25 protein-coding genes are annotated in these 26,398 nt (G+C 66.5%); 14 read left to right on the plus strand and 11 right to left on the minus strand.

Going from position 1 to position 26,398, the window contains the following annotated elements:
- The first annotated feature begins 44 nt into the window (after positions 1-44).
- The 3 genes from treF to IFT67_RS03435 all read left to right on the plus strand — a co-directional run bounded on the left by treF (position 45) and on the right by IFT67_RS03435 (position 4,247).
- On the plus strand, positions 45-1,619 hold the full coding sequence (gene treF, locus IFT67_RS03425; protein ID WP_192146418.1) for an alpha,alpha-trehalase TreF: 1,575 nt from the start codon (positions 45-47) through the stop codon (positions 1,617-1,619).
- Positions 1,620-1,688: 69 nt separating this feature from the next.
- Complete coding sequence (locus tag IFT67_RS03430; RefSeq protein WP_244647146.1) at positions 1,689-2,573, plus strand: exonuclease domain-containing protein; 885 nt, start codon at positions 1,689-1,691, stop codon at positions 2,571-2,573.
- A 102-nt stretch (positions 2,574-2,675) separates the two neighbouring features.
- Positions 2,676-4,247: a carboxylesterase/lipase family protein gene (locus IFT67_RS03435; RefSeq protein WP_197982899.1), complete on the plus strand. Its 1,572-nt coding sequence runs from the start codon at positions 2,676-2,678 to the stop codon at positions 4,245-4,247.
- Between the two features lie 8 nt (positions 4,248-4,255).
- On the opposite strand, the gene IFT67_RS03440 is transcribed toward IFT67_RS03435, so the two are convergent.
- Both IFT67_RS03440 and IFT67_RS03445 read right to left on the minus strand, forming a co-directional pair.
- Complete coding sequence (locus IFT67_RS03440) at positions 4,256-5,362, minus strand: lactonase family protein (protein ID WP_192145040.1); 1,107 nt, start codon at positions 5,360-5,362, stop codon at positions 4,256-4,258.
- Between the two features lie 67 nt (positions 5,363-5,429).
- Positions 5,430-8,471: a glycosyl hydrolase family 28-related protein gene (locus IFT67_RS03445; protein ID WP_342450546.1), complete on the minus strand. Its 3,042-nt coding sequence runs from the start codon at positions 8,469-8,471 to the stop codon at positions 5,430-5,432.
- 170 nt (positions 8,472-8,641) lie between these two features.
- On the opposite strand from IFT67_RS03445, the gene IFT67_RS03450 reads away from it, so the two are divergent.
- The 4 genes from IFT67_RS03450 (at position 8,642) to IFT67_RS03465 (ending at position 11,781) form a co-directional block, all read left to right on the plus strand.
- The gene (locus tag IFT67_RS03450) at positions 8,642-9,238 is read left to right on the plus strand and encodes a gluconokinase (protein WP_446740790.1); all 597 of its coding nucleotides are present in this window, start codon (positions 8,642-8,644) and stop codon (positions 9,236-9,238) included.
- 70 nt (positions 9,239-9,308) lie between these two features.
- The gene (locus tag IFT67_RS03455) at positions 9,309-10,193 is read left to right on the plus strand and encodes an alpha/beta hydrolase (RefSeq protein ID WP_192145041.1); all 885 of its coding nucleotides are present in this window, start codon (positions 9,309-9,311) and stop codon (positions 10,191-10,193) included.
- A complete protein-coding gene (locus tag IFT67_RS03460) occupies positions 10,193-11,290 on the plus strand; it encodes a Gfo/Idh/MocA family protein (protein WP_192145042.1) in 1,098 nt (365 codons plus the stop codon). The genes IFT67_RS03455 and IFT67_RS03460 overlap by 1 nt, the downstream gene beginning before the upstream one ends.
- A complete protein-coding gene (locus tag IFT67_RS03465) occupies positions 11,290-11,781 on the plus strand; it encodes a cupin domain-containing protein (RefSeq protein WP_192145043.1) in 492 nt (163 codons plus the stop codon). Before IFT67_RS03460 ends, IFT67_RS03465 begins: the two co-directional genes overlap by 1 nt.
- On the opposite strand, the gene IFT67_RS03470 is transcribed toward IFT67_RS03465, so the two are convergent.
- The 9 genes from IFT67_RS03470 to IFT67_RS03510 all read right to left on the minus strand — a co-directional run bounded on the left by IFT67_RS03470 (position 11,760) and on the right by IFT67_RS03510 (position 19,103).
- Positions 11,760-12,701 carry a DUF979 domain-containing protein gene (locus IFT67_RS03470; protein ID WP_192146428.1) on the minus strand — a complete coding sequence of 314 codons (942 nt, stop codon included), beginning with the start codon at positions 12,699-12,701 and terminating at the stop codon, positions 11,760-11,762. The two genes, IFT67_RS03465 and IFT67_RS03470, sit on opposite strands and share 22 nt — an antisense overlap.
- Positions 12,702-12,706: 5 nt before the next feature.
- Positions 12,707-13,360 (minus strand): DUF969 domain-containing protein, encoded by a 654-nt coding sequence (locus IFT67_RS03475; RefSeq protein ID WP_192145044.1) that lies wholly within the window; start codon positions 13,358-13,360, stop codon positions 12,707-12,709.
- A 6-nt stretch (positions 13,361-13,366) separates the two neighbouring features.
- Complete coding sequence (gene bla / locus IFT67_RS03480; RefSeq protein ID WP_192145045.1) at positions 13,367-14,293, minus strand: subclass B3 metallo-beta-lactamase; 927 nt, start codon at positions 14,291-14,293, stop codon at positions 13,367-13,369.
- 76 nt (positions 14,294-14,369) lie between these two features.
- On the minus strand, positions 14,370-15,926 hold the full coding sequence (gene guaA / locus IFT67_RS03485; protein ID WP_192145046.1) for a glutamine-hydrolyzing GMP synthase: 1,557 nt from the start codon (positions 15,924-15,926) through the stop codon (positions 14,370-14,372).
- 94 nt (positions 15,927-16,020) lie between these two features.
- Complete coding sequence (rplQ, locus tag IFT67_RS03490; protein ID WP_056047937.1) at positions 16,021-16,443, minus strand: 50S ribosomal protein L17; 423 nt, start codon at positions 16,441-16,443, stop codon at positions 16,021-16,023.
- A 250-nt stretch (positions 16,444-16,693) separates the two neighbouring features.
- A complete protein-coding gene (locus IFT67_RS03495; RefSeq protein ID WP_192145047.1) occupies positions 16,694-17,764 on the minus strand; it encodes a DNA-directed RNA polymerase subunit alpha in 1,071 nt (356 codons plus the stop codon).
- Between the two features lie 97 nt (positions 17,765-17,861).
- Positions 17,862-18,251, minus strand: coding sequence for a 30S ribosomal protein S11 (rpsK, locus tag IFT67_RS03500; RefSeq protein ID WP_031395237.1), 390 nt, complete (start codon positions 18,249-18,251; stop codon positions 17,862-17,864).
- Between the two features lie 84 nt (positions 18,252-18,335).
- Positions 18,336-18,704, minus strand: a complete 369-nt coding sequence (gene rpsM / locus IFT67_RS03505) for a 30S ribosomal protein S13 (protein ID WP_056015521.1) — start codon at positions 18,702-18,704, stop codon at positions 18,336-18,338.
- 153 nt (positions 18,705-18,857) lie between these two features.
- Positions 18,858-19,103 (minus strand): hypothetical protein, encoded by a 246-nt coding sequence (locus IFT67_RS03510; protein WP_060524340.1) that lies wholly within the window; start codon positions 19,101-19,103, stop codon positions 18,858-18,860.
- 30 nt (positions 19,104-19,133) lie between these two features.
- Between IFT67_RS03510 and IFT67_RS03515 the strand changes: the two genes are divergently transcribed.
- The 7 genes from IFT67_RS03515 (at position 19,134) to IFT67_RS03545 (ending at position 26,382) form a co-directional block, all read left to right on the plus strand.
- Positions 19,134-19,346: a hypothetical protein gene (locus tag IFT67_RS03515; RefSeq protein WP_192145048.1), complete on the plus strand. Its 213-nt coding sequence runs from the start codon at positions 19,134-19,136 to the stop codon at positions 19,344-19,346.
- A 183-nt stretch (positions 19,347-19,529) separates the two neighbouring features.
- Positions 19,530-19,751, plus strand: a complete 222-nt coding sequence (locus IFT67_RS03520; RefSeq protein ID WP_192145049.1) for a hypothetical protein — start codon at positions 19,530-19,532, stop codon at positions 19,749-19,751.
- A 325-nt stretch (positions 19,752-20,076) separates the two neighbouring features.
- Positions 20,077-24,060 (plus strand): Pls/PosA family non-ribosomal peptide synthetase, encoded by a 3,984-nt coding sequence (locus IFT67_RS03525; RefSeq protein WP_244647147.1) that lies wholly within the window; start codon positions 20,077-20,079, stop codon positions 24,058-24,060.
- Positions 24,057-24,656 (plus strand): 4'-phosphopantetheinyl transferase superfamily protein, encoded by a 600-nt coding sequence (locus IFT67_RS20915; protein ID WP_192145051.1) that lies wholly within the window; start codon positions 24,057-24,059, stop codon positions 24,654-24,656. Before IFT67_RS03525 ends, IFT67_RS20915 begins: the two co-directional genes overlap by 4 nt.
- Entirely contained in the window at positions 24,653-25,162 is a 510-nt protein-coding gene (locus tag IFT67_RS03535; protein WP_192145052.1) for a GNAT family N-acetyltransferase, read from the plus strand. The genes IFT67_RS20915 and IFT67_RS03535 overlap by 4 nt, the downstream gene beginning before the upstream one ends.
- Before the next feature lie 106 nt (positions 25,163-25,268).
- Positions 25,269-26,039 carry a hypothetical protein gene (locus tag IFT67_RS03540; protein WP_192145053.1) on the plus strand — a complete coding sequence of 257 codons (771 nt, stop codon included), beginning with the start codon at positions 25,269-25,271 and terminating at the stop codon, positions 26,037-26,039.
- Positions 26,040-26,067: 28 nt separating this feature from the next.
- A complete protein-coding gene (locus IFT67_RS03545) occupies positions 26,068-26,382 on the plus strand; it encodes a hypothetical protein (RefSeq protein ID WP_192145054.1) in 315 nt (104 codons plus the stop codon).
- Positions 26,383-26,398 lie beyond the last annotated feature (16 nt).

Raw genomic sequence — 26,398 nt, forward strand, 5'->3', positions numbered from 1 at the left:
CACGTCGGCGGGATCGATCGCTCTACCGGGATGGTCGCGACGTGATGAAAACCCTTTGCCGTTTTGCCGCTCTGGCCTCGGTCGCCGCGATGGCACCAGCGCAGACTGCCCCCTCCCCCATAGCGGTCCAGTCTCCGGCCGACGTTTACGGGCCGCTGTTTCGGGCCGTGCAGCAGGGCCATGTGTTCGCGGACGGCAAGACGTTCGTCGATGCCGTCCCCAAGCGTGCCGCCGAGGCGATCATGGCGGACTACGCCCGGGCGAAACCCGCCGGCCCCGCGCTGAAAGCATTCGTGCTCGCCAATTTCGTCGTGCCCGGCGAGAATGATCGCGGCTCGGGCGATCTCAGGACGCATGTCCGTACGCTCTGGACGCAGCTCGTACGCCAACCAGTCGCGCCGGTGGCGGGCAGCTCCGCGCTGCCGCTCCCTGCCCCCTATGTCGTGCCGGGCGGACGCTTCCGTGAGATCTATTACTGGGACAGTTATTTCACGATGCTGGGGCTGAAGGTCGATGGCCAACAGCCGCTCGTTGAATCGATGCTCGACGATTTCACCAGCTTGATCGAGCGGTACGGCCATATCCCGAACGGGACGCGGACCTATTATCTCAGCCGGTCGCAGCCGCCTTACTACGCACTGATGCTCGATCTATCGACCAACACCGACCCCGCGGTGGCCAAGCGCCGTCTGGCTGCTCTGCGGGCGGAACACGCGTTCTGGATGAAGGGCACGACCTGCCTGACCGGGAAGCCTGCCTGCCTCCGCGTGGTGCGGATGCCGGACGGGAGCATGCTGAACCGCTATTACGACGACCGCGACACGCCGCGTGACGAGTCCTATGCCGAGGACGTCGAGACTGCGGCGAAGGCTGCTCCCCGCCCCGCCGCCGACACGCAGCGCAACCTGCGTGCGGGTGCGGAGAGCGGGTGGGACTTCAGTTCGCGCTGGCTCCGCGATCCGAAGTCGCTCGCAACGGTCCACACCACCGACATCGTGCCCGTCGATCTCAACAGTCTTTTATGGGCGATGGAACGCCGCATCGCGGACGGCTGTCGTGTGGCTGACGACGCACCCTGCGCGGCTGCGTTCACGACGCTCGCGGCGAAGCGCAAGACCGCGATAGACCGCTACCTCTGGCAGGCGACGACCGCGCGTTATGCCGATTGGGACCTGTCGACGCGCAAGCCCACCGCCAGCATTAACGCCGCCATGCTGCACCCGCTGTTCGTCGGCCTCGCCTCGCCGGTGCAGGCGAAAGCGGTGGCCGCGACGGTGCGCAAGTCGCTGGTGGCGGAGGGTGGCCTGCGGACGACGACTCTGAACACTGGACAGCAATGGGACGAACCCAATGGCTGGGCGCCGCTGCAATGGGTGGCGATTACCGGGCTGGAGCGGAATGGCGAACCGGCGCTCGCCAAGGACATCGCCAAACGCTGGCTCGGAACGGTCGGCGCGGCCTATGCCGAAACCGGCAAGATGCTGGAGAAATACAATATCGAGCAACGAACCCCCGGCGGCGGCGGCGAATATCCGGTGCAGGACGGCTTCGGCTGGACCAACGGCGTGACCAGTGCGATCCTCGACCGCTATCCCGATCTAGCGCAGAAGGCGAAATAAGGCAGGCGCTAGCGAGCGTTCCAGCGGCAATGGTTGCTTACGGCACCCGGCGCCACATATGAACGTGCAATGCTCGACCCCGCTCCCGCCAGCCAGACCGACGTCGCCGACATGTTCACCCCGGATTTTGTCGTAATCGACGTCGAAACGGCGTGCTCGCGCGTCAGCAGCATCTGCCAGGTCGGGATCGTCGGGTTCCGCGACGGCCGCGAGATTTTCGAATACGAGACGCTCGTCGACCCGCGTGACGAGTTCAACGTGTTCAATACCCGGATCCACGGGATCACCGAGCAGCACGTCACCGGCAAACCGTGCTTCGGGGACATCCACGGCATCGTCAACGGTCACTTGTCCGGCCGGACGACGGTGGCGCATTCCTATTTCGACAAGGGCGCGCTCGCCGCGGCGTGTCGTATCCATGACCGTCCCCCGATCGAGACGGTCTGGCTCGACAGCGTCCGCGTTGCGCAGCGCGCCTGGCCCGATCTGGCGAGCCACCGGCTGGGCGGCCTCGCGCAATATCTCGGGATCGCGCACAAGCATCACGACGCGCTGAGCGACGCGCGCGCCGCCGGCTGGGTGATCGTCAAGGCGATCGACCATACCGGTATCGCGCTCGACGAATGGCTGAAGCCACCGCGGAAGCCCGGCCCTGCCCCGCGCCCCGCTCCCACCGGTCCGCTCAGCGGCGAATGTATCGCGATCCTCGGTGAGCCTCGCGACGGCCGGCTCGCGTGTGCGATTGCCGCGCTCGGCGGACGGATCGTGTCGGCGGTCGGGAACACAACGACGATGCTCGTCATCACCGGGCGTGCGCCGTTCAGCTACTCGGTGCGCAACAGCGGCGCGTATCGCCGCGCGGAGCAGTATCGACGGCTTGGCGGAACGATCCGTGTGGTCTCTGAGGTCGAGCTCGATCTCCCGGCTATCGCGGCCAGCTTTACGGCAGCCTGAGCAGGCGCAAGCTGCCGGCAATGTGAAGGCTTAGCGACCGTCCGCCTTGGCAAACGCCAGATGGGGTGCAACCATTGTCCCAAAGCGATAGCGGAGGGCGATATGCGGTTGGCGACTTGGGGAATGGCGGTCGGCTTGCTGGCCGCACCGGCGACGGCGCAACGCGTGCAGGTCGCAAGCGGCGCGCTCGAAGGGACGCACGTCTCGACCGCCGCGACGCCGGTCGATGCGTATCTCGGCATCCCCTATGCGGCGGCACCGATCGGCCCGTTGCGGTGGCAGCCACCGCGACCGGCAGCACAATGGACGGGTGTGCGCAAGGCAGACCGTTTCGGCGCGCGTTGCATGCAGCAGCCGCTGTTCGCAGACATGAAGTTCCGCTCGCCGGGTATGAGCGAGGACTGCCTGACGCTCAACGTCTGGACGCCGGCGGGCGCTAAACCGGGCGCGCGGCTGCCCGTGCTGTTCTACATCCACGGTGGCGGCGCGATCGCGGGTGACGGGTCCGAACTGCGCTATGACGGCGCGGCAATTGCGCAGAAGGGTATCGTCGTCGTGACGATCAACTACCGGCTTGGCGCGTCTGGGTTCCTCGCGACCAGCGCGTTGGCAGCGGAATCACCGACGCATTCCGCGGGGAATTACGGCCTGCTGGATCAAGCTGCGGCGCTGGCGTGGGTCCGGCGCAACGTGGCCGCATTCGGAGGAGACCCGGCCCGGATCACGATCGGCGGGGAGAGCGCGGGTTCTATGTCGGTCAGCGTGCTGATGACCTCGCCACTCACCCGCACGCAGTTCGCAGGTGCGATCGGCGAGAGCGGCGGCGTGCTGCCGCCGACCTTCCGCCCCAAGCCTCTAGCGGTGGCGACGAAAGACGGCGATGCGTTCGCGTTGGCGGCTGGGGCGCCGTCGCTCGGCGCGCTTCGGGCGATGCCGGCCGAGGCTTTGCTTGCGGCGCAGGGGACGCAGCGGTTCCGCGCAGACTTCATCGTCGACGGCCAGTTCCTGACGGAGCCGCCGATCGACATCTACGCGGCGGGGCGCGCGGCGCGCGTGCCGTTGCTGGTCGGGGCGAACTCGCAGGAGGGAAGCTGGACCAGTATCCTTGCCGGGCAACCGCCGACGGTGGCGAATTACCGCGCGGGCGTTGCGAAGCTCTTTACCGATGCGGACGGACTGCTCGCCTTGTACCCGGCGAAATCGGATGCCGACGTGCCCGTCGCGGCGACCGCGTTGGCAAGCGATGCATTTCTCGGCGCGTCGACGTGGCAGTGGTTCGACCTGCACCGCCGCACGCGGCAGCCGACCTATTATTATCATTTCGCGCGTCCCCGCCCGGCTGCGCTGCCGCCGCTGACCAATCCCGACGTGCCGCCGATCGGGGCAGTGCACAGCGCGGAGATCGAATACGCGCTGGGTAACCTCGACACGAACCCGGCCTATGCGTGGACGGCGGACGATCGCCGGATCTCGACGGTGTTCCAAGGGTATTTCGCCGCGTTCATCAGGACCGGTACTCCGAACGCCGCCGGGTTACCGAACTGGTCGCCCGCGCCGTCCGCGGGGGGCGTCATTCCGCGCCAGATCGTCGACGTGCAGACGCGTTCGGAACCGTTCGTCGAGCAGGCACGGTATGTCGCGGCGACACCGTTGCTCGAACGGCGGGTGCCCTGAAGCTATATCTAGCCGACGAAGACCACACCGGGCACCGAGAGCGTCTGTCCGGTTGCGATTAGTCGGCCATCGGGTTCGATCCTCAAGATCGCCAGCGTGCCTGATCGCTCGTTGCCGACGAGGACACGGCGCTGCGCTTCGAGAACCAGCAGGAAGCGCGGCCACTTGCCGCCGCTGGGGATATGCTGGAGCAGGCTCGGCACGCCTGAAGCGTCGAGCGCGAAGACGGCGACGCTGTCATGGCCGCGGTTCGAGACGTAGAGCCGCCGTCCGGCCTGATCGATCGCGATATGCGCGGCTTGCGAGGCGCCCACGTACCCGCTCGGCAGCGTCGAGACCGTGTGGCGGGTCGCGAAACTGCCATCTGCGCGGGCGTCGAGCATGATGACTGCGTTGGACAGTTCGCACACCACGTAGGCGAGTGGGCGGCGGGGATGAGGGACGAGATGGCGCGGCCCCGCGCCCGGCGGCGCGCGCCATGCCGCGACCGGCTCGGCCAGTGAACGCGCACGCGGATCGAAGCGATAAGCGAAGATCGTGTCCGTCCCCAGGTCGACCGAATGCAGCCAGCGGCGATCCGGGCTGAAGCCGACCCAGTGCGCATGCGGCGCCTCCTGCCGGGCCGTGTTCGGGCCATGCCCCGTATGGCGGAGCACGACGGGTTCGCCTGGCACGCCGGTGCGCGGGTCGAGGCGGTGGAACGCGACGCTGCCGCTCGAATAATTGGCGACCGCGAGGCAGGCGCTGACGCGGTCGATCGCAACGTAACATGGGTCGGCGCCCGACGTGGCGGCCGTGCCGCGGTGCGACCAGTCCGGCGCGTAGGCAGCGATCTCGCCCGCGGCCTTCTCACGGACGAAGTAATACGCGTCGCCCGGGCCGCCGCCGACGCCGAACGACGCGTCGTCGATCCCCGATACCGGGGTGCCGACCTGCCATGTGTCGCGATCCGGGTCGAACGAGATCGGATACACGCCCTTGCCGCCCTCGCGCGCGTAGGTGCCGGCGATCAACCGTACCCGCCGCTTGCCGCTGCCGGCCGCGACCGCGGGGAAGGCGATCGTGGCCGCCATTGCGGTCAGGGCCGACCGTCGTGTCGTGGTCCAGTCGGTCATGCCCGTTCCTTTGCAGCTATCGGCGCGTGTCATGCGTCAGCGGTGCGGCCGAGGCAACGAACGCGGCTCAGGTTTCGACAGCGTAGAGCGCGTGGTGCGTCACGATGAACAGCGTCCGCCCATTCGCGCCGCCGAAGATCAGTTGCAGCGGCCGTTCGGGGACGTCGATCCGTCCGGACTCGCGACCGTCGGCGTCGTGGACGAACACTTGGCCGTTGGCGAGGTAGACGCGGCCGTCTGGACCGACCGCCACGCTTTCGCCACCGCGATTGGCGAACGGCTTCAGGTCGGTAATGCTGCCGCCCGCGCCGACCAGCCCGCTATAGGTCCTGGCTTCGGAGCCGTTGCTGACGAACACCCGTTCGCCGACCTTGGCCTTCACGAAGCCGTAGGTGTCGAGTGCGTCCGAGAAGCGCCAGCCGAGATGGTTGGGTGGCCCCTGCTGGACGGTGCGATACGCGGGCAGGACCAGCGAGCCGTCAGGCGAGACATATTCGCGGGGTTTCGGCACGGCCATGTCGCGCGCGAACATTTCACCGAGCGTCGTGAACTCGTACGTCCTCGGATCGATCTGATCCTTGAACTCGCCATTGACCCAGAAATTGCCGGGCAGCGCGACGCTCGCATCGCGGTGCGGAGTGACCGGCGTCGAGGGGATCACGGCGATGCTGTCGGGATCACCGGGCTTGATGCTGTAGACCGTCCCCGCCGCGCCATCGGACGACAGCACCATGAGGTTACCCGAGCGATCGACCGCGAGATTGACCGGATCGACGGGCGCGTCGGCGGCGACCGACAGCCCCTCGCTCGCCGTCCAGCCATAGATGCGGTGTGTATTATGCTCGACGAAGTAGAGCTTGCCCTTGGCATCCACCGCCGCGCCTGCGATCGAGTAGAACCCGTCTTCCAGCTTGCGAACGGCCGGGCCAGTGGTCGTCGCGACCGGCGTGGCGCCGCGCTTCACGTCCAGCACCGCGAACTCGCGTTCGCGCACTTCCAGCCCGGAGGTCATGTCCTGGATCGCGTTCTCGTACGGGAACTTGCTCGCGCGCAAATCCGTACCGCAGCCCTCCGCATCGCAGAACGCCAGCCCGCTCTCGCCGTTCACATGCACGTTGCGGAAGCGGATATCGTCCGAATCGTAAATCCGTGCCGCCGATGGCGCCGGCTGGAGCGACCGCGTCACGCGGTAGGCGTGATAGTTCGCGAACAGGATGTTGCTCGAATTGCGAACCTCGAGCGACAGCGCGTTACGGCTTTCTCCCGCCTCTTCCTCGGTCTGCGGCGCGAGGAACTCCCAGTTTCTGACTCCATCGAGGACGATCTCGGCGCGCGCGTGATGCTCGGCGGACATCTCGTACACATGGCCCGGCGTGCTGGTGTTCGAGACGTGGAGGCCGGCGGCGGCGAAGGTGTTGGGCGTCCACAGATTGTTGAACGTGCCGCCGCCACCATCGGTGACCGACAGGCTCGCATATTGCCCGTCCCAGCGCTTGCGCGGATCGGCGTCGCCGGTGTGGTCGGCATTGTACGGATCGATCCGGCTGCCGTCGGCACGGCTGGTGCCGTGGCCACCATGGAAGCGGACGTCGTCGACCAGCGAATCCGCCCCCGCCTTCCACAGCAGCGCGGTCGCGCGCGGGTTGATGCCGCCGGTGGTCAGGCCGATGCCGGAGACGATCGCCGCGCCACCCTTCGCGCTTTCGATCAGGCCCTTGGCCGTGCCGATGCCGCGGAAGGCCGGCGTGTCGTCGGTGAGCACGATCTGGGTCATGTCCGGATGAAGGCCGATCAGTACCGTGTCGGGCCGCAGCTTGAGCGTATCGGAAACGCGGTAAAAGCCGGTGGGGAAATAGACCACGCGGTGCGTGTCGATCGCGCGCTGGATCGCGGCGGTATCGTCGGTGGCGTCGTCGCCCTTTGCGCCCGCGCTCCGCACGTCGAACCACTGCGCGACAGGCGGCAGCGAGCGGATCGCGGGCGGTGTCCGCTTCGGCATTGCCGGGATCGTCGCGGCATCGACGCGCGTCTCGTACTTGCCGGTCGCGCCGAGCCCCGGCAGCGTCAGGCCGTAGGTGAACGCCTTGACCCGGTATCGTGCGCCCTGTCCCGCCACGGTTTTCCCACTGTCGCGGAACCGCGCGAAGATCGGCACGGCGCTGGCGGTCGCGTCCTGGAAGCCGATCTGCGTGTAGACATTGTCCTCGTTGCTGATGACGACGGCGGCGTCCGAGACGTTCTCGAACCGCACGTCGCGGCCCCATAGCCAGTCGCCATAGCCACGGTCGATCTCGATCCCGACGGGGACGTTGCGGATGCTGGTGTTGACGAGTGTCAGCCCCGCCTCATGCTCGCGGATCGCGGCGTCGCGCTGGCCCTCGAACGACGAATCCAGCAATGTGTACTGCCATGCGGGCGAGGTCTTCTCGCTGAGAATACCATAGCGCCCGCCGAAGAAGCGCAGGTCCTGCCCGACATTGCCGACCTGGTAGATCCCAGCCAGCCCGGAGCCGATGTGGAAGTCGACGTGGCTCAGATACGCGTGCTGCGCCAAGTGGAACCGCACCGCGGTCGCCGCGGGATTGCCGTCGCCGATCTCGAAATCGACATTGCTGAGCGCGGAGTAGAACGTCCCCGAATTGGCGTCGGCGATGGTGGCATCGAACGGTACGCTGGTCGGCGGTGGCACCGGCACCTTTGGCGGTGCGGCGCGGGCGTCGGCACGCGAACCGGTGAAGAACAGCATGTTCGCCACGCCGGTCTGGAAACCGGGGGTCGCCGCGCCGAGCGTGATGACGGGGCGCGTCTTGCCGGTTCCGAACACGCGCACGCCGGGCCAGACGAAGATCGTCCGCGAGATGCGGTAGCGGCCGGCGGGCAGGAAGACGATGCCCTCGCCCCCTTTCGCGCTCGCCGCGCTGTCGATCGCGGCCTGGATCGCGGCGGTATCGTCGGTTCGGCCGTCACCGCGGCCCCGAACCGTCACCGCGCGTGGATCTGCTGGCGCGGTGAGAAATACCGATCGAGATGGTGAGGCTGAACGCGGGGCGGCAAACGCTGGAACGGTCGTCCCGAGAAGCGCGATCGCGGTGGTTAGCGTCAGTTTCACAGGCTCACCCGAGATTGTTGTGGGACGCGCCGGACGATGGCCGCCAGTCTGCACCTGAGGTAGGGGCGCATGCGATCATAGGCGATCACGACCAAGGTCGTAGTAGCCGATCCCGCGCGCACGGACGATAGACGGTGACGAACCGACCGCGCGCAGCTTATGGAGAGCCAGTGCCTCCTTCCTCCGAAACGATCCGCAATCCGGCCAACGCGCTACCCTATGCCATCATCGTGATGGGCGTCAGCGGCAGCGGCAAGTCGACGCTGGGTGCCGAACTCGCGCGCCGTCTGCGTTGCGATTTCCTCGAAGGCGATGCCTTCCACAGTGCCGACAGCGTGGCGAAGATGCGGTCGGGCCAGCCGCTCGACGACCAGGATCGCTGGCCCTGGCTCGATAGGATCGCAGCCGGATTGCACGATGCCGCCCGGACGGATGGTACTGCGGTCGCAGCGTGTTCGGCGTTGAAGCGGGCTTATCGCGATCGACTGGCGCACGCCGTCGGTATGCCGTTGCTGTTCGTGTTCCTCGATACGGAGGACAGCGGCGAGCTCGCCCGACGACTGGTCCACCGTGCGGACCATTACATGCCGGCCAGCCTGCTCGCGAGTCAGCTCGATACGTTGGAAGCACTCGGTCCCGACGAGCGCGCCGTCACACTCGATGCGGAAGATGCGCCCGATCGGCTCTGCGCCGAAGCGCTCGCGTGGATCGGACGCGAAATATCCGGCGGGACCAAGATACCCGAAGACGCACGACGAAGGTCGTAATAGCCAAGCCGACCGACAAGGCCGACATTCGGCGGCAGTACTCGCGCAGGAGTGCGGTCGAGGGTCGTTGATGTCGCTACGCGTTGTTTTCGCTCTCATGCTGGTCTCCGCGCCCGCCGCTGCGCAACAGGCCCCCGTCGTCTCGCTCTGGCCGAACGGCGCGCCCGGATCGGAAGCGCGCCGGACCGAGGCCGAGACGGTAAAGGACAGCTATGTCAGCAACGTCCACAACCCCACGCTGACGATCCACCGTCCCGCCCCCAGCCATGCCAACGGTGCCGCGGTGATCGTCGCGCCCGGTGGCGGTCACCGCATGCTGGTGTGGATCAACGAGGGCGAGGTGCCCGCCAAAGCGCTCAACCGCTACGGCGTCACGACGTTCGTCCTGAAATATCGCCTCGCGCGTGATGTTGGCTCATCGTACGATATCGAGCGCGACGCGGCGGCCGATCTGCGGCGTGCGGTCCGGTGGGTCCGCGCGCATGCGAGCGACTACGCGATCGATCCTGCCCGGATCGGCGTGATGGGCTTTTCGGCAGGCGGCGAACTCGTGTCGCTCGTCGCCGACAACCCCGCGCCGGCCCAGACGCCGGCGGACTCGGTCGACCGCGTGAGTGCACGGCCGGACTTCCAGGTGCTCGTCTATCCGGGGCCGCTCGGCACGCCGGCAAAGGCCGTCGCAAACGCGCCGCCTGCGTTCCTCATCGCGGGCTCGCTCGACCAGTGCTGCGCGACATCGGCAATGACGCTGTATTCGCAGCTTCGCAGCGCGGGTGTTTCCGCAGAACTGCATCTGTACGCGGACACCGATCATGCGTTCAATCTGGGCACGCGATCGGAAAGGATTTCGATCCAGCATTGGCCGGATCGGTTAGCCGACTGGCTTGCCGATGGCGGCTGGCTCATTCCGCGCGGATCGGCAAAGATGCTTCCAGTTTCTCGAAGGGAACCCTGATGGAATTCGGCAGGCGTGATCTCCTGGTCGCCGCGGCAACGCTGGCCGTAACGTCGAGCGGCGTGGCCCGTGCCGCCCCCGATCGCAAGCTCGGCTATGCGATCGTCGGGCTCGGCTATTACGGGTTGCAGACGATCATGCCGCAGTTCGTCAATTGCGAGCATTCGCGCGTGACGGCGCTGGTCAGCGGCGACCGGGCCAAGGCGCTCGCGACCGCGACCAAATACGGCGTGCCCGAGCGGTCGATCTATACCTATGCCGATTTCGACCGCATCCGCGACAATCCGGACGTCGACATCGTCTATGTCTGCCTGCCCAATTCGATGCATGCCGAATACACCATTCGCGCGGCGAAAGCGGGCAAGCACGTCATGTGCGAGAAGCCGATGGCGATCTCGGTCGCGGAATGCGAGGCGATGATCCGGGCGTGCAAGACCGCCGGCAAGAAGCTGATGATCGGTTATCGCTGCCATTTCGAGCCGTTCAACCTGGAGGCGATGCGGCTGGCCAAGTCCGGTGCGGCGGGCAAGATCCGCTACGTCCGTTCGGAGCATGGTTTCGTCCAGGGTGATCCGAACAAGTGGCGGCTGAAGCGCGCACTGTCGGGCGGCGGGTCGCTGATGGACATGGGTATCTACAGCCTGCAGGCGGCGCGCTACATGACCGGCGAGGAGCCGATCGCCGTCACCGCGCGCGAATCCACCGACCGTCGCGATCCGCGGTTTCGCGAGGTCGAGGACATGATCGAATGGACGCTCGAGTTTCCATCGGGTGCGATCGCCGGATGCCAGTCGATGTACAGCGCGAACCAGAACCACGTCCTACTGATGGGCGACAAGGGGCGCATCGAGCTTGAGCCGGCGACGCGCTACGATGGCAACAAGATGTGGACCGGCCGCGACGGTCGCGAGACCGCGATCACCAGCCCCCCGCCCGGCCCCGGCAAGACGCAGTTCGCGGGGCAGCTCGATCATCTGGCCGAATGCATTCTCGACGGGCGCGAACCGATCGTCTCGGGCGAAGAGGGCCTGCGCGACATGCGGATCGTCGAGGCGATCTATCGGTCCGTGCGTGAAGGCCGGACGGTAAAGCTGTGATGCGGCCTTTGCTTGCGGTCGTGCTAGCTATTGGCGCGACCTCCTCCCTGCCCGCACAGACCGCCAGCGATCCGACGAGCTTTGCCGGATCGGCCGACGTGCGCGCGCGGATCGTTGCGCTCGAGAAGACGATGAAGCCGGGCCAGGGGTTCGCCATGGCGCCGCTGGTGCAGGCGGACGGGACGAGCGCCGCGCTCGAATATTGGAAGGCGCCGGGCAAACCCGCGGTGCATCCCGACGAGGCCGAATACGCGACCGTGATGGCAGGATCGGGGACGCTCGTCTCGGGCGGTACGCTGGTCGCGCCGAAGCTGCGCTTTCCGGGGCTGGTCGAAGGTGATCGGATCGAGGGTGGCACAACGCGGAAGCTTGCGGTCGGTGACGTCTTCCTGATCCCGGCGGGGACGCCGCACTGGTTCGGGATCAATGGCAAGCTGGTCATGCTTGGGACGAAGATCAAGCCGTCAGGTCAGCGGAAGCCTAGCCAGTAGAGCAAGCCGATATTGACCGCGAGCAAGGGCAGCGCGGTCGGTATCTGCGCGCGGATGACGGCGTTCTTGTCCTTGAGATCGAGCAACGCCGCGGGCACGAGATTGAAGTTGGCCGCCATCGGCGTCATCAGCGTGCCGCAGAACCCGCTGAGCATGCCGATCGCCGCGACCACCGCTGGGTCGCCGCCGTAATGCCGCACGAGCAACGGGATGCCGATCGCCGCCGCCATCACCGGGAACGCTGCGAACGCGTTGCCCATAACCATCGTGAACAGCGCCATACCGAGTGTGTAGGCGAGCACCGCGCCGATCAGGCTGCCCTCCGGGATCGCGTGACCGGCCAGACCGCCGACGACGTCGCCAACGCCGGCCAGCGCGAACACTGCGCCGAGGCTCGCCAGCATCTGGGGGAGTACGGCCGCCCAGCCGATCGCGTCCATCAGCCTGACACCCTCGGCAAGCGGCGTGGCGACGCGGGGGCGGAACCAGAGTTGCATTGCCACCAGTGCGATCAGGACGCCGCAGGTCAGCGCGACGAGCGTTGCTTGCTTCGGGTCGACGAGGCTTGGGACTGCGCGGAACAGGACCGTTCCGCCAAGTGCTGCGGCCGGAATGATCAGTGCGGGGAGGAATATCCGGTTGCCGAGCCGGGTGGCTTCGGCACGCCGTTCGTCGAGCGTGGTAGTGGCACGCCCGCCGCGGCCCATCGCGCCCGAGCCGGCGATCGCGACGAGCGCCAGGACGAGAACGCCGTTGCCGACATCACCGAGCTTTCCACCCAGCAGGAAGCTGATCGCGAGCACTGCGTAGAACGCGGCATTGCCGAAACGCTTCGGGTTGGCATTGTCGGTGGCGCTCAGGACCGCGAACGCCGCGAACATCAGGCCGGCGATGCCGTAGATGAAGCCGGTGCCGATCATGCCGATCATCGACCGCGCGCCAATCGGCGGTCGAGCAGCCAGAGGCGGAAGCCGTGGATCAGGAACGCGGCGATCGCGGTTGGGATTGCCCACATCGAGAGGTGGAGCGGCTGGATGACAATGCCGTAGCCCTCCAGCACGCCCTTCATCAGCAGGATCGATCCGATCGCGATAAAGATGTCTTCGCCGAAAAAGAGCCCGATATTGTCGGTTGCCGCGGCCATCGCGGGGATGCGGTCGCCACCGGGTGGCAGGCCTTGCGCTTCGGCGGCGGCTTCGGCCATCGGGGCGACCAGGGGGCGGACGCTTTGTGCCGGGCCGGCGATCGAGGTCAGGCCGAGTGCCGCGGTGAGTTGACGGAACAGGAGGTAGCCAATCAGCAGCCGCCCTACCGTGGCGCCGCGGAGCTTGCCGATCGCGAGCCGGGCGCGTTCCTGGAGACCGTGGCGTTCGAGCATCCCGATCACTGGGAGGACAATGTAGATCACCGTGACGTAGCGGTTCTCGTTGAATGCCTTCCCGAACGCGGCAAGGATCGCGAGGGGGGCTATCCCGGCGGCAAGGCCGGTGACGAGCGCGGAGACGGCGACGACGAGCAGCGGATTGAACCGGAGCAGGAAGCCCGCGACGATCACCGCGATGCCGCAAAGGACCAGCATCGCCGCTCAGCGCGCCTGCTTGGCGAGATCGGCGTCGAACGCGGTCTTGGCCTTCGCGACGATCTTTTGGAGCAAAGTCGGATCAACGAACGCGCTCGCGTCGCCGGCTTGGCGACGTTTGCCCTTGGCGATCACGTCGGCGAGTTCGGGGTGCGACGGCAGGACGATGTCGGCATGCAACGCGCCGAGCATGGCGATGCTGCGGCGGTAGTCGGCGACGATGCCCGGATAGGCGCGGTTGCCGATCAGGCGGTTGCCGGCGACGCTGACGCTGCACGGGAAGACGACGTCGAGCGGGCGCGGCCTTGCGGGGATGCGCATCGTCCAGGTCGTGCAGCCGGGGGTGTGGCCCGGCGTGGCGCGTGCGGTCAGCGTGACGTTGCCGAGCGTGACCTTCTCACGATCGCCGACGCTGCGATCGACGTGGACGGGCGGGAAGCGTATGACGCCGTAGCTGGTCTCGCTCGGTGGCACGCCGGTTTCGAGCGCGCGGACATCGCGAGCGCCGGCGACCACGCGAGCGCCGGTTGCGCGCTTGAGCGCAGCGACACCCGCAGCGTGATCGAAGTGCGCGTGCGTGACCAGGATCAGCTTTACGTCGCGCGGGCGTACTCCAGCGGCTGCGATATTGCGTTCGATCATGCCGGCATTCTCGGCGAGCGTGCCGTCGATCAGGATCGCGCCGGCGCTGGTCTTGATGAGGTAGGCGGCGATACCTTCGCTGCCGACATAGGTGATCGGGCCGGCGATCGGGAACGGTGCTTGCGGGCGCGTCCACGCGGGCGGATCGGCCGCGCCCAGCAGGAGCGGAGCGGTAGCGGCGATCGCCACTGCGCTGACCAGTGGTTTGGTGCGACGTAACGATCCTCCCCCGCCAGGGGGAGGTGGCAGGCGTAGCCTGACGGAGGGGGCGGTCAGCGGTAACCTATGCATCTTATCCTCCCCCTCCGTCTGGCAAGAGCCAGCCACCTCCCCCTTGCGGGGGAGGATCGCGTAGTGCGTGTCTAGCTTATTCCCACTCGATCGTGCCGGGGGGCTTCGAGGTGTAGTCGTAGGTCACCCGGTTGATGCCCTTGACCTCGTTGATGATCCGGGTCGCGACGCGCGGCAGGAAGTCGTCGGGGAACTGGAACGCCTGCGCCGTCATGCCGTCGGTCGAGGTGACCGCGCGCAATGCCAGCACGTTGTCGTAGGTGCGGCCGTCGCCCATCACGCCGACGCTGCGGACCGGGAGCAGCACCGCGAACGCCTGCCAGATCGTGTCATAGAGCCCCGCCGCGCGGATCTCCTCGAGGTAGATCGCGTCGGCCTTGCGCAGGATGTCGCAGCGTTCCTTGGTGACTTCGCCGGGAATGCGGATCGCGAGACCGGGTCCGGGGAACGGGTGACGGCCGACGAAGATCTCGGGAAGCCCGAGTTCGCGCCCCAACACGCGGACCTCGTCCTTGAACAGCTCGCGCAACGGCTCGACGAGCTTCATGTTCATGCGCTCGGGCAGGCCTCCAACATTGTGGTGGCTCTTGATCGTCACCGACGGGCCACCAGTGAAGCTGACGCTCTCGATCACGTCCGGGTACAGCGTGCCCTGCGCGAGGAACTCCGCGCCGCCGAGCTTCTTCGCCTCGGTGTCGAACACGTCGATGAAGGTCTTGCCGATGAACTTGCGCTTCAGCTCAGGGTCGGTGATCCCGGCAAGGCCGCTCAGGAACAACTCCTCGACGTTCACGTGGATCAGCGGGATGTTGTAGGCGCCGCGGAACAGGCTGACGACCTGCTCGCTCTCGCCCGCGCGCATCAGGCCGTGGTCGACGTACACGCAGGTCAGCTGCTCGCCGATCGCCTCGTGGATCAGCACCGCCGCGACCGCCGAATCGACGCCGCCCGACAGGCCGCAGATGACGCGACCCTTGCCGACCTGTGCGCGGATCTCGGCGATCTTGGTCTCGCGGAACTCGGCCATCGTCCAGTCGCCGCTCAGCCCGCAGACGTGGCGCGCGAAGTTGGCGATCAGCTTGCCGCCGTCGGGGGTGTGGACCACCTCGGGGTGGAACTGCACGCCGTAGAAGCGTCGCGCCTCGTCGGCCACGATCGCGTAGGGCGCGCCGGTCGAGGTCGCGACGGGGGTGAAGCCGGGCGGGATTGTATCGACCTTGTCGCCGTGGCTCATCCAGACCTGATGGCGCTCGCCCTCTGCCCAGAGGCCGTCGAACAGCGCGCAGTTGGACTTGACCTTGATGAAGGCACTGCCGAACTCGCCGCCGTCGCCCGAGACGACGACGTTGCCGCCGAGCTGTGCGGACATGACCTGCTGGCCGTAGCAGATGCCGAGGATCGGAATGCCCGCCTCGAAGAAGCGCTGCGGCACGCGCGGGGAGTTCTCGGTGGTGACCGAGGCGGGGCCACCCGAGAGGATGATGCCCTTTGGCTGCATCCGGTCGAACGCGGCCTCGGCGGACTGGAAGGGGGCGATCTCGCTATAGACGCCAGCCTCGCGCACGCGGCGGGCGATCAGCTGGGTTACCTGGCTGCCGAAATCGACGATGAGAATGCTGTCTGGGTGCTCCATGTCGGGCGCATAGCCGGATGGGACCCGTAACGAAAGAGGCCGCGCCTCCCATATGGGAAACGCGGCCTGCAATTCGACTAGTACGAGGCGGGGATTATGCCGCTTCGTTGTAATCCTCGTCCGACATCACCGGACCCGAATCCTGGCCCTTCGCCGAGACGTCGCGGTCGACGAACTCGATGACGGCCATCGGCGAGGCGTCCGACATGCGGATACCGGCCTTGATGACGCGGGTGTAGCCGCCGTTGCGATCCGCATAACGGGTCGCGAGCGTGTCGAACAACTTGATCAGCTGCGCATCGTCGAGCAGCTTGCCGTGCGCGAGACGACGGTTGGACAGGCCACCCTTCTTCGCGAGCGTGATCAGCTTCTCGACGTAGGGACGCAGTTCCTTCGCCTTGGCGACGGTGGTGGTGATCTGCTCGTGCTTGATGAGCGCGGCGCTCATGTTGCGGAAGAGAGCAAGACGGTGGGCCGAGGTCCGCTGAAGCTTACGGCCGCCTACGCGATGGCGCATGTTTAATACCTTTTCGTTCGTTCAGGGGCCGTGTGAGGTACCCGGGAGCTGGTCGCCGTTTAGGCCGCGACCGATCGCCTTTCGTTCAAAGGTTAGGATAAGGTCACGCCTAGGACGTGTCCTCAGCCCTTCTCTGTCACCTTGAGCCGGGTGGCGCCGCGGCAAAGCCGCGTCGTCGGTCGGGTGAAACCCGCCGGCCGGGCTGGCGTCGTCTCCGGGTTAGCATGCGCTAACCCGGTGCGACTTGGCCTTATCCCATTATCTCTTGCTCGAGCTTCTTGGCCATCTCTTCGATGTTCTCAGGTGGCCAGCCCGGGATTTCCATGCCCAGGCGAAGACCCATCGACGACAGCACTTCCTTGATCTCGTTCAAGGACTTGCGGCCGAAGTTAGGCGTACGCAGCATCTCGGCTTCGGTCTTGCCGACCAGATCGCCGATGTAGATGATGTTGTCGTTCTTGAGGCAGTTCGCAGACCGCACCGACAGTTCCAACTCGTCGACCTTCTTGAGAAGGTAACGGTTGATCTGCTGGGTGTCGCCTGTGGGCTCCGCACCACCGGCAGCGGGGGCTGCCTGGCCGATCGGGGCCGACGAACGCGTGACCGACGAATCGTCGAAGTGGACGAACAGCGCGAGCTGGTCCTGAAGGATGCGACCAGCATAGCCGACTGCGTCTTCCGGGGTGATCGTGCCGTCGGTTTCGATCGTCAGCGTCAGCTTGTCGTAATCCAGGTCCTGACCGACGCGGGTCGGGTCGACCTTGTACGAAACCTGACGTACCGGCGAGTACAGCGCATCGACCGGGATCAGACCGATCGGCGCATCGGCCGGGCGGTTTGCGGTCGCGGGCACGTAACCCTTACCGATGTCGGCGGTCAGCTCCATGTTGAGCGTCGCACCCTCATCGAGGTGACAGATCACGAGATCCTTGTTCATGATCTCGATGTCGCCCGAGACGGCGATGTCGCCGGCCTTGACTTCACCCGGACCCGTTGCCGAGAGCTGAAGGCGCTTGGGCCCCTCGCCCTGCATGCGGATCGCGATCTGCTTCACGTTGAGGACGATGTCGGTCACGTCCTCGCGGACGCCGGCCAAAGACGAGAACTCATGCAGCACGTTCTCGATCTTGATCGAGGTGACGGCCGCGCCCTGCAGCGACGAGAGCAACACGCGACGCAGCGCGTTGCCGAGCGTCAGGCCGAAGCCACGCTCGAGCGGCTCGGCGATGAAGGTCGCCTTGCGCTTGGTGTCGCCACCGGCCTTTTTCTCCAGGCCGCTGGGCTTCTTGAGTTCCTGCCAGTTCTTTGCGTTGACAGACACATGCTTCCCCTAATTTGGGGGCCGGCGAACGGGTGTGTCCGCCGACCAATAAAATACACCCGTGCGGCGCGATCAACCGCGCACGGGAGGCGGAGAATCAGACGCGACGACGCTTCGAAGGGCGCACGCCGTTGTGCGGGATCGAGGTCACGTCGCGGATCGACGTGATCTGGAAACCGACTGCCTGAAGCGCGCGCAGGGCCGATTCGCGACCCGAGCCGGGGCCCTTGACCTCGACTTCGATCGTGCGGACGCCGTGCTCGGCAGCCTTCTTGCCGGCGTCTTCCGCTGCGACCTGGGCCGCGTACGGAGTCGACTTGCGCGAGCCCTTGAAGCCCATTGCGCCGGCCGACGACCACGAAATCGCGTTGCCCTGGGCATCGGTGATCGTGATCATGGTGTTATTGAAGCTGGCATTCACGTGAGCGACGCCAGAGGTGATGTTCTTGCGCTCGCGCCGCTTAATGCGCTGAGGTTCGCGTGCCATGGTGTATTTCCTGACCTGTATCTGCGTGACGCCGGGCGGCCCGTTGGGACCAGCGCCGGCGGAGTAATCCATTGAAAAAGTGGATTACTTCTTCTTGCCGGCGATCGGCTTGGCCTTACCCTTGCGGGTGCGCGCATTAGTATGCGTGCGCTGGCCGCGGACCGGGAGGCCCTTGCGATGACGCAGGCCGCGATAGCAGGCGAGATCCATCAGGCGCTTGATGTTCATCGAGGTCTGGCGGCGCAGATCGCCCTCGACGGTGTGATCGGCGTCGATCGTCTCGCGGATGTGCAGGACTTCCTGGTCGGTCAGGTCCTGGACGCGGGCGGTATCGGCGATGCCGAGCTTCGCGACGATTTCCTTGGCCTTGGTCGAACCGATGCCGTGAATATAGGTCAGCGCGATCACCACGCGCTTGTTGGTCGGGATATTAACACCCGCGATACGTGCCATGAACTTGGTTCTCCTGCTCCACGGGCTTCGGCATGGCTGCACAAAGCCCATCTCTTAGCGATGATCCGAACGCACGATAGCGACGAACGCAAACAAGCGCCGCCGGAACCGTCGTGTCGGGGAGAGTTCGAATAGGCGCGCGCTAACGCAGTGTCAAGCGAGCGGTTCCACGGCGGACGGTGCAGCGTGGCGCATGTTGAGCCAGCGGCGGAACGACACGACCGTCCAGATCAGCTCGACCACCCCGAACGGCCACGCGCCCTGAAGGAAGCCGTAGATCGAACCGAGCACGCACCCGAATGCGAAACCGAGCGTCCACCAGTGCGAGCCGGCTTCCTTGGCGTAGCATAGCAGCGTGAAGGATACCGCGGCTAGGCCGAATAGGGAGAGGGAGTCCATAACGCGCCCAATGCCCCGAACGGCGAGACAATGCCACTGCGTCGGGCCGCATTCCGTAGTCGAGCACCTGCCGCGACGTCTCCCTGGGGCAAGCTCGAACAGGTCGCGCGCAGCGAGTACATGATCCTGACGGCCGCCGTCGGGATGTTGCGCGCCGACCACGATATCGGCGGATCGATCTGCTTCCTGTTCCAGATGAGTTGCGCCCTGCACGAGAAGGACGCCATGCCCCCGTGCGACTGACTGGCACCACTTATCCTGCGCCACTCGTAGCTGCGCGAGGTCGCTTTATGCCGTCAGCCGAGCATTCCGACCTGCTAGCCATTGTCATCAAAATGCCGAGCAACATGAACGATTTCTCACGGAACACCGCGGCCGCGTCGTCGGTATCTAACGTGTCAGCCCCCCTAGTTCGAGGAAACCGATATGCGTTTTACTCCCCTTCTCGCCGTGCCCCTGTTGATGATGTCGGTATCGCCCGCGTTGGCGAAGGGCTGTATCCGCGGTGCAGCGGCAGGCGGCGTCGGCGGCCATTTCGTCGGCAAGGGACACGCGGTCATCGGCGCAGCCGCCGGTTGCGTAGTGGCGCACCACCACTACGCCAAACAGGCACGCGCGCAGAAGGCCGCAGCCCGGGCGCACCGCTGAGCAGCGGCGGGCCGTCATGCGTATGCGATGACGGCCCGCCGACTTGATCCGCCGCAGAACCGGATCGCGCCAGGTCTCGATCCAGATGGGACATCCCATGAATCCTGCGAACGTCCCCGAACCGCCGGTGGCATCTCCGCGATGGAAGACATCGAAGGTAGCTCGCGTACACGACCTGTCGCATGGCAACCGCACCACCTGTTCCCGACCGTCGCACATCCAGGACCGATTTCGCGGCGACATCCGGTAGCAAACCGCGCGACAGTTCGGCTAAAGCCGTCGCATGCAGAGCGATACACCCGTAAGCCACTCGGATCACGCCATAATGCCACGAACCGGGGTGGCGTCGATCGCGCCCGCTCCGGCGTTGCGGGCTGCTGAGCCGTACGCGCGCGACGAACTGCTGCACGAACTGTTCGACGCCACCCGCGGGGCAAATCCTGACGCGCTGGCGCTGCGATTGATCGGTGCGGACGAGGAATACGATCGCAAGACCGCCTGGACCTATACCGACCTCGCCACGCGCAGCTTAGCTCTCGCGCACCGCCTCCGCGCGATGGGGATCGGCCGCGGCGACCGCGTCGTGCTGTGCCTGCCGCGCGGGCTCGACCAATATATGGCGATCCTCGGCGTGCTGCGCGCAGGTGCCGCCTATGTGCCGGTCGACTGGGGCTATCCGCAGGACCGCATCGACTTCATCGTCGAGGACAGCGAAGCCGCACTGACGATCACCGTCGCCAGCCGCGTCGCCAACCTCAAGGGGAAAACGCTCGCGCTCGACGCCGCGCTGGGCGATCTCGCGGCCGAGCCGTCCGAACCAATCGGGCGCGACGTCACGCTCAGCGATCCGCAGGACCTCGCCTACATCATCTACACCTCGGGCACGACCGGCCGGCCCAAGGGCGTGATGATCTCGCACGGCAACGCGTGCCATCTGGTCCGCTCGGAAAGCGCGATCCTCGATCTCACCGCGGCCGACGTGGTGTTCGGCGGGTTCAGCCTTGCATTCGACATGTCGGTCGAGACGATGTGGAGCGCGTTCTTCGTCGGTGCGGTGGTGCTGGTCGCGACCGAGGCGCTGGCGACCAGCGGCCCCGACGTGGCGATCGCGCTGACCGAGGCGAACACGACGATCTGGCACGTCGTCCCCTCGCTGATCGCGCTGGTCGAGCATCCGGTGCCGACGCTGCGCCTGCTCAACATGGGCGGCGAGGCTTGCCCGGCCGACCTGCCGCGCCGGCTCGCGCGGCCGGGCCTCCGCCTGCTCAACACCTACGGCCCGACCGAGACGTCGGTCACCGCGACCTGGACCGAGGTGTTCCCCGGCCAACGGATCACGATCGGCAAGCCTCTCCCCGGCTACACCGCCTGGGTGGTCGACGAGCATATGCAGCCGGTCCCGGACGGCCAGGAAGGCGAACTCGTGATCGGCGGGCCGGGCGTCGGCGTCGGCTACGTCAACCGCCCCGACCTGACCGCCGAAAAGTTCATCATGACGCCGTTCGATGGGCCTTCCGGTGCCCCCGAACGCATCTACCGGTCGGGCGACCTGGTGAAGCTCGACGCGGCGGGCGACATCGATTTCGTCGGGCGCATCGATACGCAGGTGAAGATCCGCGGCTTCCGCGTCGAGTTGGCCGAGATCGAGGCGGTGATCGGCGAATGGCCCGGCGTCGCGCAGACCGTCGTCCAGCTCTTCACCGACGACGACGGCTCCGAATTCCTCGCCGCGTTCCTGATCGCGCGTCCGGCCGAGGAAATCGACATGGTCGGCCTCAAGGCCCGCGTTGCCGAGCGGCTCCCGAATTACATGCGCCCCGCGGGCTACCAGCTGTTGTCGCACATGCCGACGCTCCCCGCCTCGGGGAAGGTAGACCGCAAGGCGCTGGTCAAGCCTGAGATCACCGTGACGTCGGACCGCGAGATGGTCGCGCCCGCAACGCCGCTGGAGGAAAGCCTGCACCGCGTCTGGGCCGAGGCGTTCGCGCCGCAGCCGGTATCGGTGCTCGACGACCTGTTCGAGGATCTCGGGGGGCATTCGCTGAAGGCCGCACGGTTGGTTTCGGCAGCGCGAAAAGTGCGCGGGCTCGAAGGGCTGTCGCTCGAGGACGTCTATGCCGCGCCGACGATCCGCGCGCTGGCGCTGCGGATCGGTGGCACCACGCCCGTCGCGATCCTCGACGAGACCAGCTTCCATCATATCGCGCCGTGGAAGCGGCGGCTGTGCGTCGCCGCGCAGACGCTCGCGCTGCTGCCGATCTACACGCTGGCGGGCCTCCAGTGGTTCTCGCCCTATCTCGCCTACACGCATCTGGCGGGTAACATGCCGCGGGTCGACGCGCTGATCCTCAGCGGGCTGTTCTTCACGGTCGTGCCGATCGCGTCGATGTTCCTGTCGATCGCGCTGAAATGGCTGATCGTCGGGCGCTTCAAGGCGGGCGATTACCCGCTCTGGGGCAGCTATTATTTCCGCTGGTGGCTGGTTCGCCGGATCATCGGCGTCACCGCGACGCCGTATCTCGCAGGCACGCCGATGATCCGCGGCTATTACCGGATGATGGGCGCGAAGATCGGCGAGCGCGTCCATATCGGCACCGGGATCATCGACACCGCCGACCTGCTCCACGCCGACGACGATGCGATCATCAGCGATCAGTCGGTGCTCTCGACCAGTTCGGTCGAGCGCGGGCTGCTCCGATTGGGCAAGGTAAAGCTCGGCAAGGGCGCGTTCGTCGGGTCGATGGCGGTGGTCGGCCGCAACGCCGCGCTGGGCGATGATGCCATGCTCGACGACCTGTCCGCGCTGCCCGCCGACACGACGATCCCCGTCGGCCAGCGCTGGGCCGGTTCGCCCGCCGCGCACGACGGCGATGCGCCCCGCCGCCCCGCCACCCCCGCCCCGCGCAACGCCGGCCCGGCGATCGGCCTGTTCCTGTGCGCGCTGATCCTGCCGCTGGTCGCGATCCTGCCGATCGCGCCGGGCCTGATCGCGCTGATCGAGCTCGATTGGGCGACGAGCGGCTATGCCTATGTCGCGGTCGCGCCGCTGCTCGCGGTCACCTATGTCGTGATGATGTGCGTGCTGACGGTCGCCGCCAAGCGGCTGATCCTCGGTCGCGTCGCACCCGCGGTCTATGCGCTCAACAGCGGGTTCTACGTCCGCTACTGGTTCGTCCAGCAGATCAACGACCTCGCGCTCCGCCTGCTCCACCCGATCTTCGCGACGCTGTACGTGGTGCCGTGGTACCGTGCGCTCGGCGTGAAGGTCGGCCGTCGCGCGGAAATCTCGACCGCCAGCGCGATCGTGCCCGACCTCGTCGAGATCGGCGAGGAGAGCTTCATCGCGGACTCGGTGATCTTCGGCGCGGCGCGGATCGGCCACGGCACGATCGAACTCGCGCATACCAAGATCGGCCGCCGCAGCTTCATCGGCAATTCCGCGCTGCTGCCGAGCGGCACGCAGATCGGCGACGAGGTGCTCGTCGGCGTGCTCTCGAAGCCACCAAGCGGCCCCGCGCTCGCCACCGAGGCGGGCAGCACCTGGTTCGGCTCGCCCGCGATCAAGCTGCCGGTGCGACAGGTCAACACGATGTTCGACGAGGGCGCGCGGTTCAACCCGTCGCGCGCGCTGATCGCCACGCGCCTGTCGATCGAGGCGGTCCGCACCACCTTGTCGCTGACCGCGTTCCTCGTGTTCTTCAGCCTGCTGCTATCGGTAGTCGGCGACCTTGACGATCTCGACAACGGCGCGCTGGTCGTCGCTGCGACCTTCCCCTTCCTGTACGTCGGCTTCTGCCTGGCTTGCGGGATATTCGTGCTCGCACTCAAATGGCTCGTCGTCGGCCGCTACAAGGTCACCACCGCGCCACTCTGGAGCCCCTTCGTCTGGCGCACCGAACTCGTCACGGCGACCTACGAGAACCTCGCCGTCGCCAACCTCCTCGAACCACTCCGGGGCACGCCATGGATAGCGCTCTATCTCCGGCTGATGGGCGCACGGATCGGCAAGCGCTGCTACATCGACACCACCGACCTGACCGAGCACGACCTCGTTGATATCGGCGACGACGTCGCGCTCAACGACTTCGCCGGCCTGCAGACGCACCTGTTCGAGGACCGCGTGATGAAGGTCGGCGCGATCCGCGTCGGCGACCGCGCGACGATCGGCTCGCTCGCGATCGTGCTGTACGACGCGGAGATCGGCGCGGACGCACAGCTCGGCGACCTGTCGGTGGTCATGAAGGGCGAGACCTTGCCCGACGGCACGAGCTGGGACGGGAGCCCGGCGCGGATCGCCGTCGCGACGTGACGCCGATCTGGCACGACGGTCCGCTCGACGCGCTCGTCTGGGACGGTCAGTCTCCAGTCGCATGGAGTGTTGCCGAGACCGGACCGTCCGCTGCCGGCCTGCAAGGCGATGCGCGCGTGGTCCGGCACGGTCTAGCCTCGGCGCTGATCCGAAAACTGGCCAGCGAGTCCGTCGAAATCTACCTCACACGCAGCCCAGCGGGCGCACCGATCGTTTCCGCTCCCGGCGGCTGGCATCTCAGCCTCTCCAGTCGCGGTGCACGCGCCCTGATCGGCGTTGCGCGCGCACCGATCGCGGTCGACCGCGAGGTCATCGACGACCACCCGCCCCTCTGGGACATGCTCACCCCGACCGAAGCCGATGCGCTCCACCGCCTGCCCGCCCTCGCCCAGCCCCCCGCCTGGCTCCGACGCTGGACGATCAAGGAAGCGCACGCGAAACTCATCGGCGAACCCCGTCGCATCCGCCCCGAGGCGATCGAAACCATCGTCACCGATCCAATCCACGCGACCGCGACGTTCGAAGGCACTTCGCGCTGCTGGAGCCGTTCCACCACTGACTCGATCGAAACCATCGCGCAGTGGAGCCAGTCATGACCAGAATCCTGACCCGTCGCTACGAGGAGAAGGACCGCGCCGCCGTCCTCGCGATCTTCGACTCGAACCTCCTCGAGTATTTCGGCGCCGGCGACCGCGAATGGCTGGAGGAGACGCTCGACGAGCCCGACGGCCCGGCATTCGTGGTCGACGTCGACGGCGTCCCCGGCGCGTTCGGCGGCTACGAGATCTGGGAGCATTACAACAAGGCGCTGCTCTTCTGGGGCATGGTCGCGCGGACGTACCATGGCTCGGGCCTCGGCAAGCTGCTGCTGTTCGAACGCCTGCTCCACGTCGCCACCTCAGCCGAACCGCCCACGCGCTACGTCAACGTCGACACCTCGCCGCAGGTCTCGCCGTTCTTCCAGCATTGCGGCTTCGAACTGACCAGCATCTGGCCCGGCGGCTACCGCTCGGGCATGGACATGCACGAACTCCGCTTCGACCTCGCGGCGGTATCCGTTTCCAGCCTCATCCAACGACGCGACGCGGCAATGCCAGGGTAGAGCGGGCGACGATGGCGGCCGTTTCCCGACGCGCTAAATCATGTATTCCTCGCCAAGAACGGATCGAGACTGCTGATACCCGGCGGCGCACCGGAGGGAGGACACCATGTCGACGCTCGTCATCACGGCGATGTTACAAGCGCTGCTCGCCAAAGCGATCACGTCCCCGGCACCGCTGGATGCAGCTGCGATGCAGGCTGTCCCCTCCATGGCCGCGCGTGCGATCATCGTTCAAGATCTACCCCGGTTGCCCGCCGAACCCGTGACGGTCGCGATCCAGTGCCTCGTTCGGCCGAATAATACTCTCGGGGACTGCATTCCCGCGGACGACGGCGGCACGGCTGACATCAAGGTCTTCAGGCAACGGCTCTTTGCCTGGATCGGAGGTCAGCCAGTCGACCCGGTCGTCGGGGCAGCGCTCGCACGGGCGCAGTTCTACCGCGTTCGCGCATCGAGCCCCGCCAAGCGCGACGCCGATCGATCGGTCCTGGTTCGCGTGACCATTTCGTCCGCGGACAAGGCGCCGAGCACGGCAAACGGTGCCATTGCCCAGGGCGACGTGAAGATCGATCCCGCATCGATTACGGACATTGCCGAATTCTATCCCCCGCCCGCCCTTCGCGCGGACGCTCGAACGCGGATCACCGCGACCTGCCGGGTACTGGCGGACCGAAGTCTCTACTGTCGCGATCCGCATGTCGATCTGCTGCCCGGCCAAGGCGCTGCGGCGAACATGGCGATGCCGCAGTTCGATGCCGCTTTTGGCCGGGCGACGCTGTTGGCGTTCGCGACGATGCGCGCACAATCGCGAACCGGATCAGGTAAGGACAGCGTCGGCCACGAAGGACCGATGTCCTTGAGCTGGCAGCTGCCGTGATAGGCATGGTCGCGCGATGAGACGATCGATGCGCCCCGTCGCGCATGTATTGCTGTCGATCGCGACGATCGTCTCCTCGAGCTGCGCGCGCGTGACGCCGTTCACCGTCAGCGTTCGCGGTCCTGCGACATCGTGCAGCATTGCCGTGGCCGGGCGCACGATGACGAACGACGCGCTGATGGCCGTCGCGCGTTCGAAGGCCGGAAAAGGGCGTCATGCCCGCATCAAAGCCGACATGTCCGCTCCCTCGTACCGCTGTCTGGGCCCCGCCATCTACACGCTGCAGATGGCTGGCTTTACGAATATCGAGACTGTCGCCGCGCCTCCAGCAACACACCGGTAGGACGCGTGATCAGGCG

The organism is Sphingomonas sp. CFBP 13728 (genome assembly GCF_014841895.1).
Taxonomy (GTDB): Bacteria; Pseudomonadota; Alphaproteobacteria; order Sphingomonadales; family Sphingomonadaceae; genus Sphingomonas.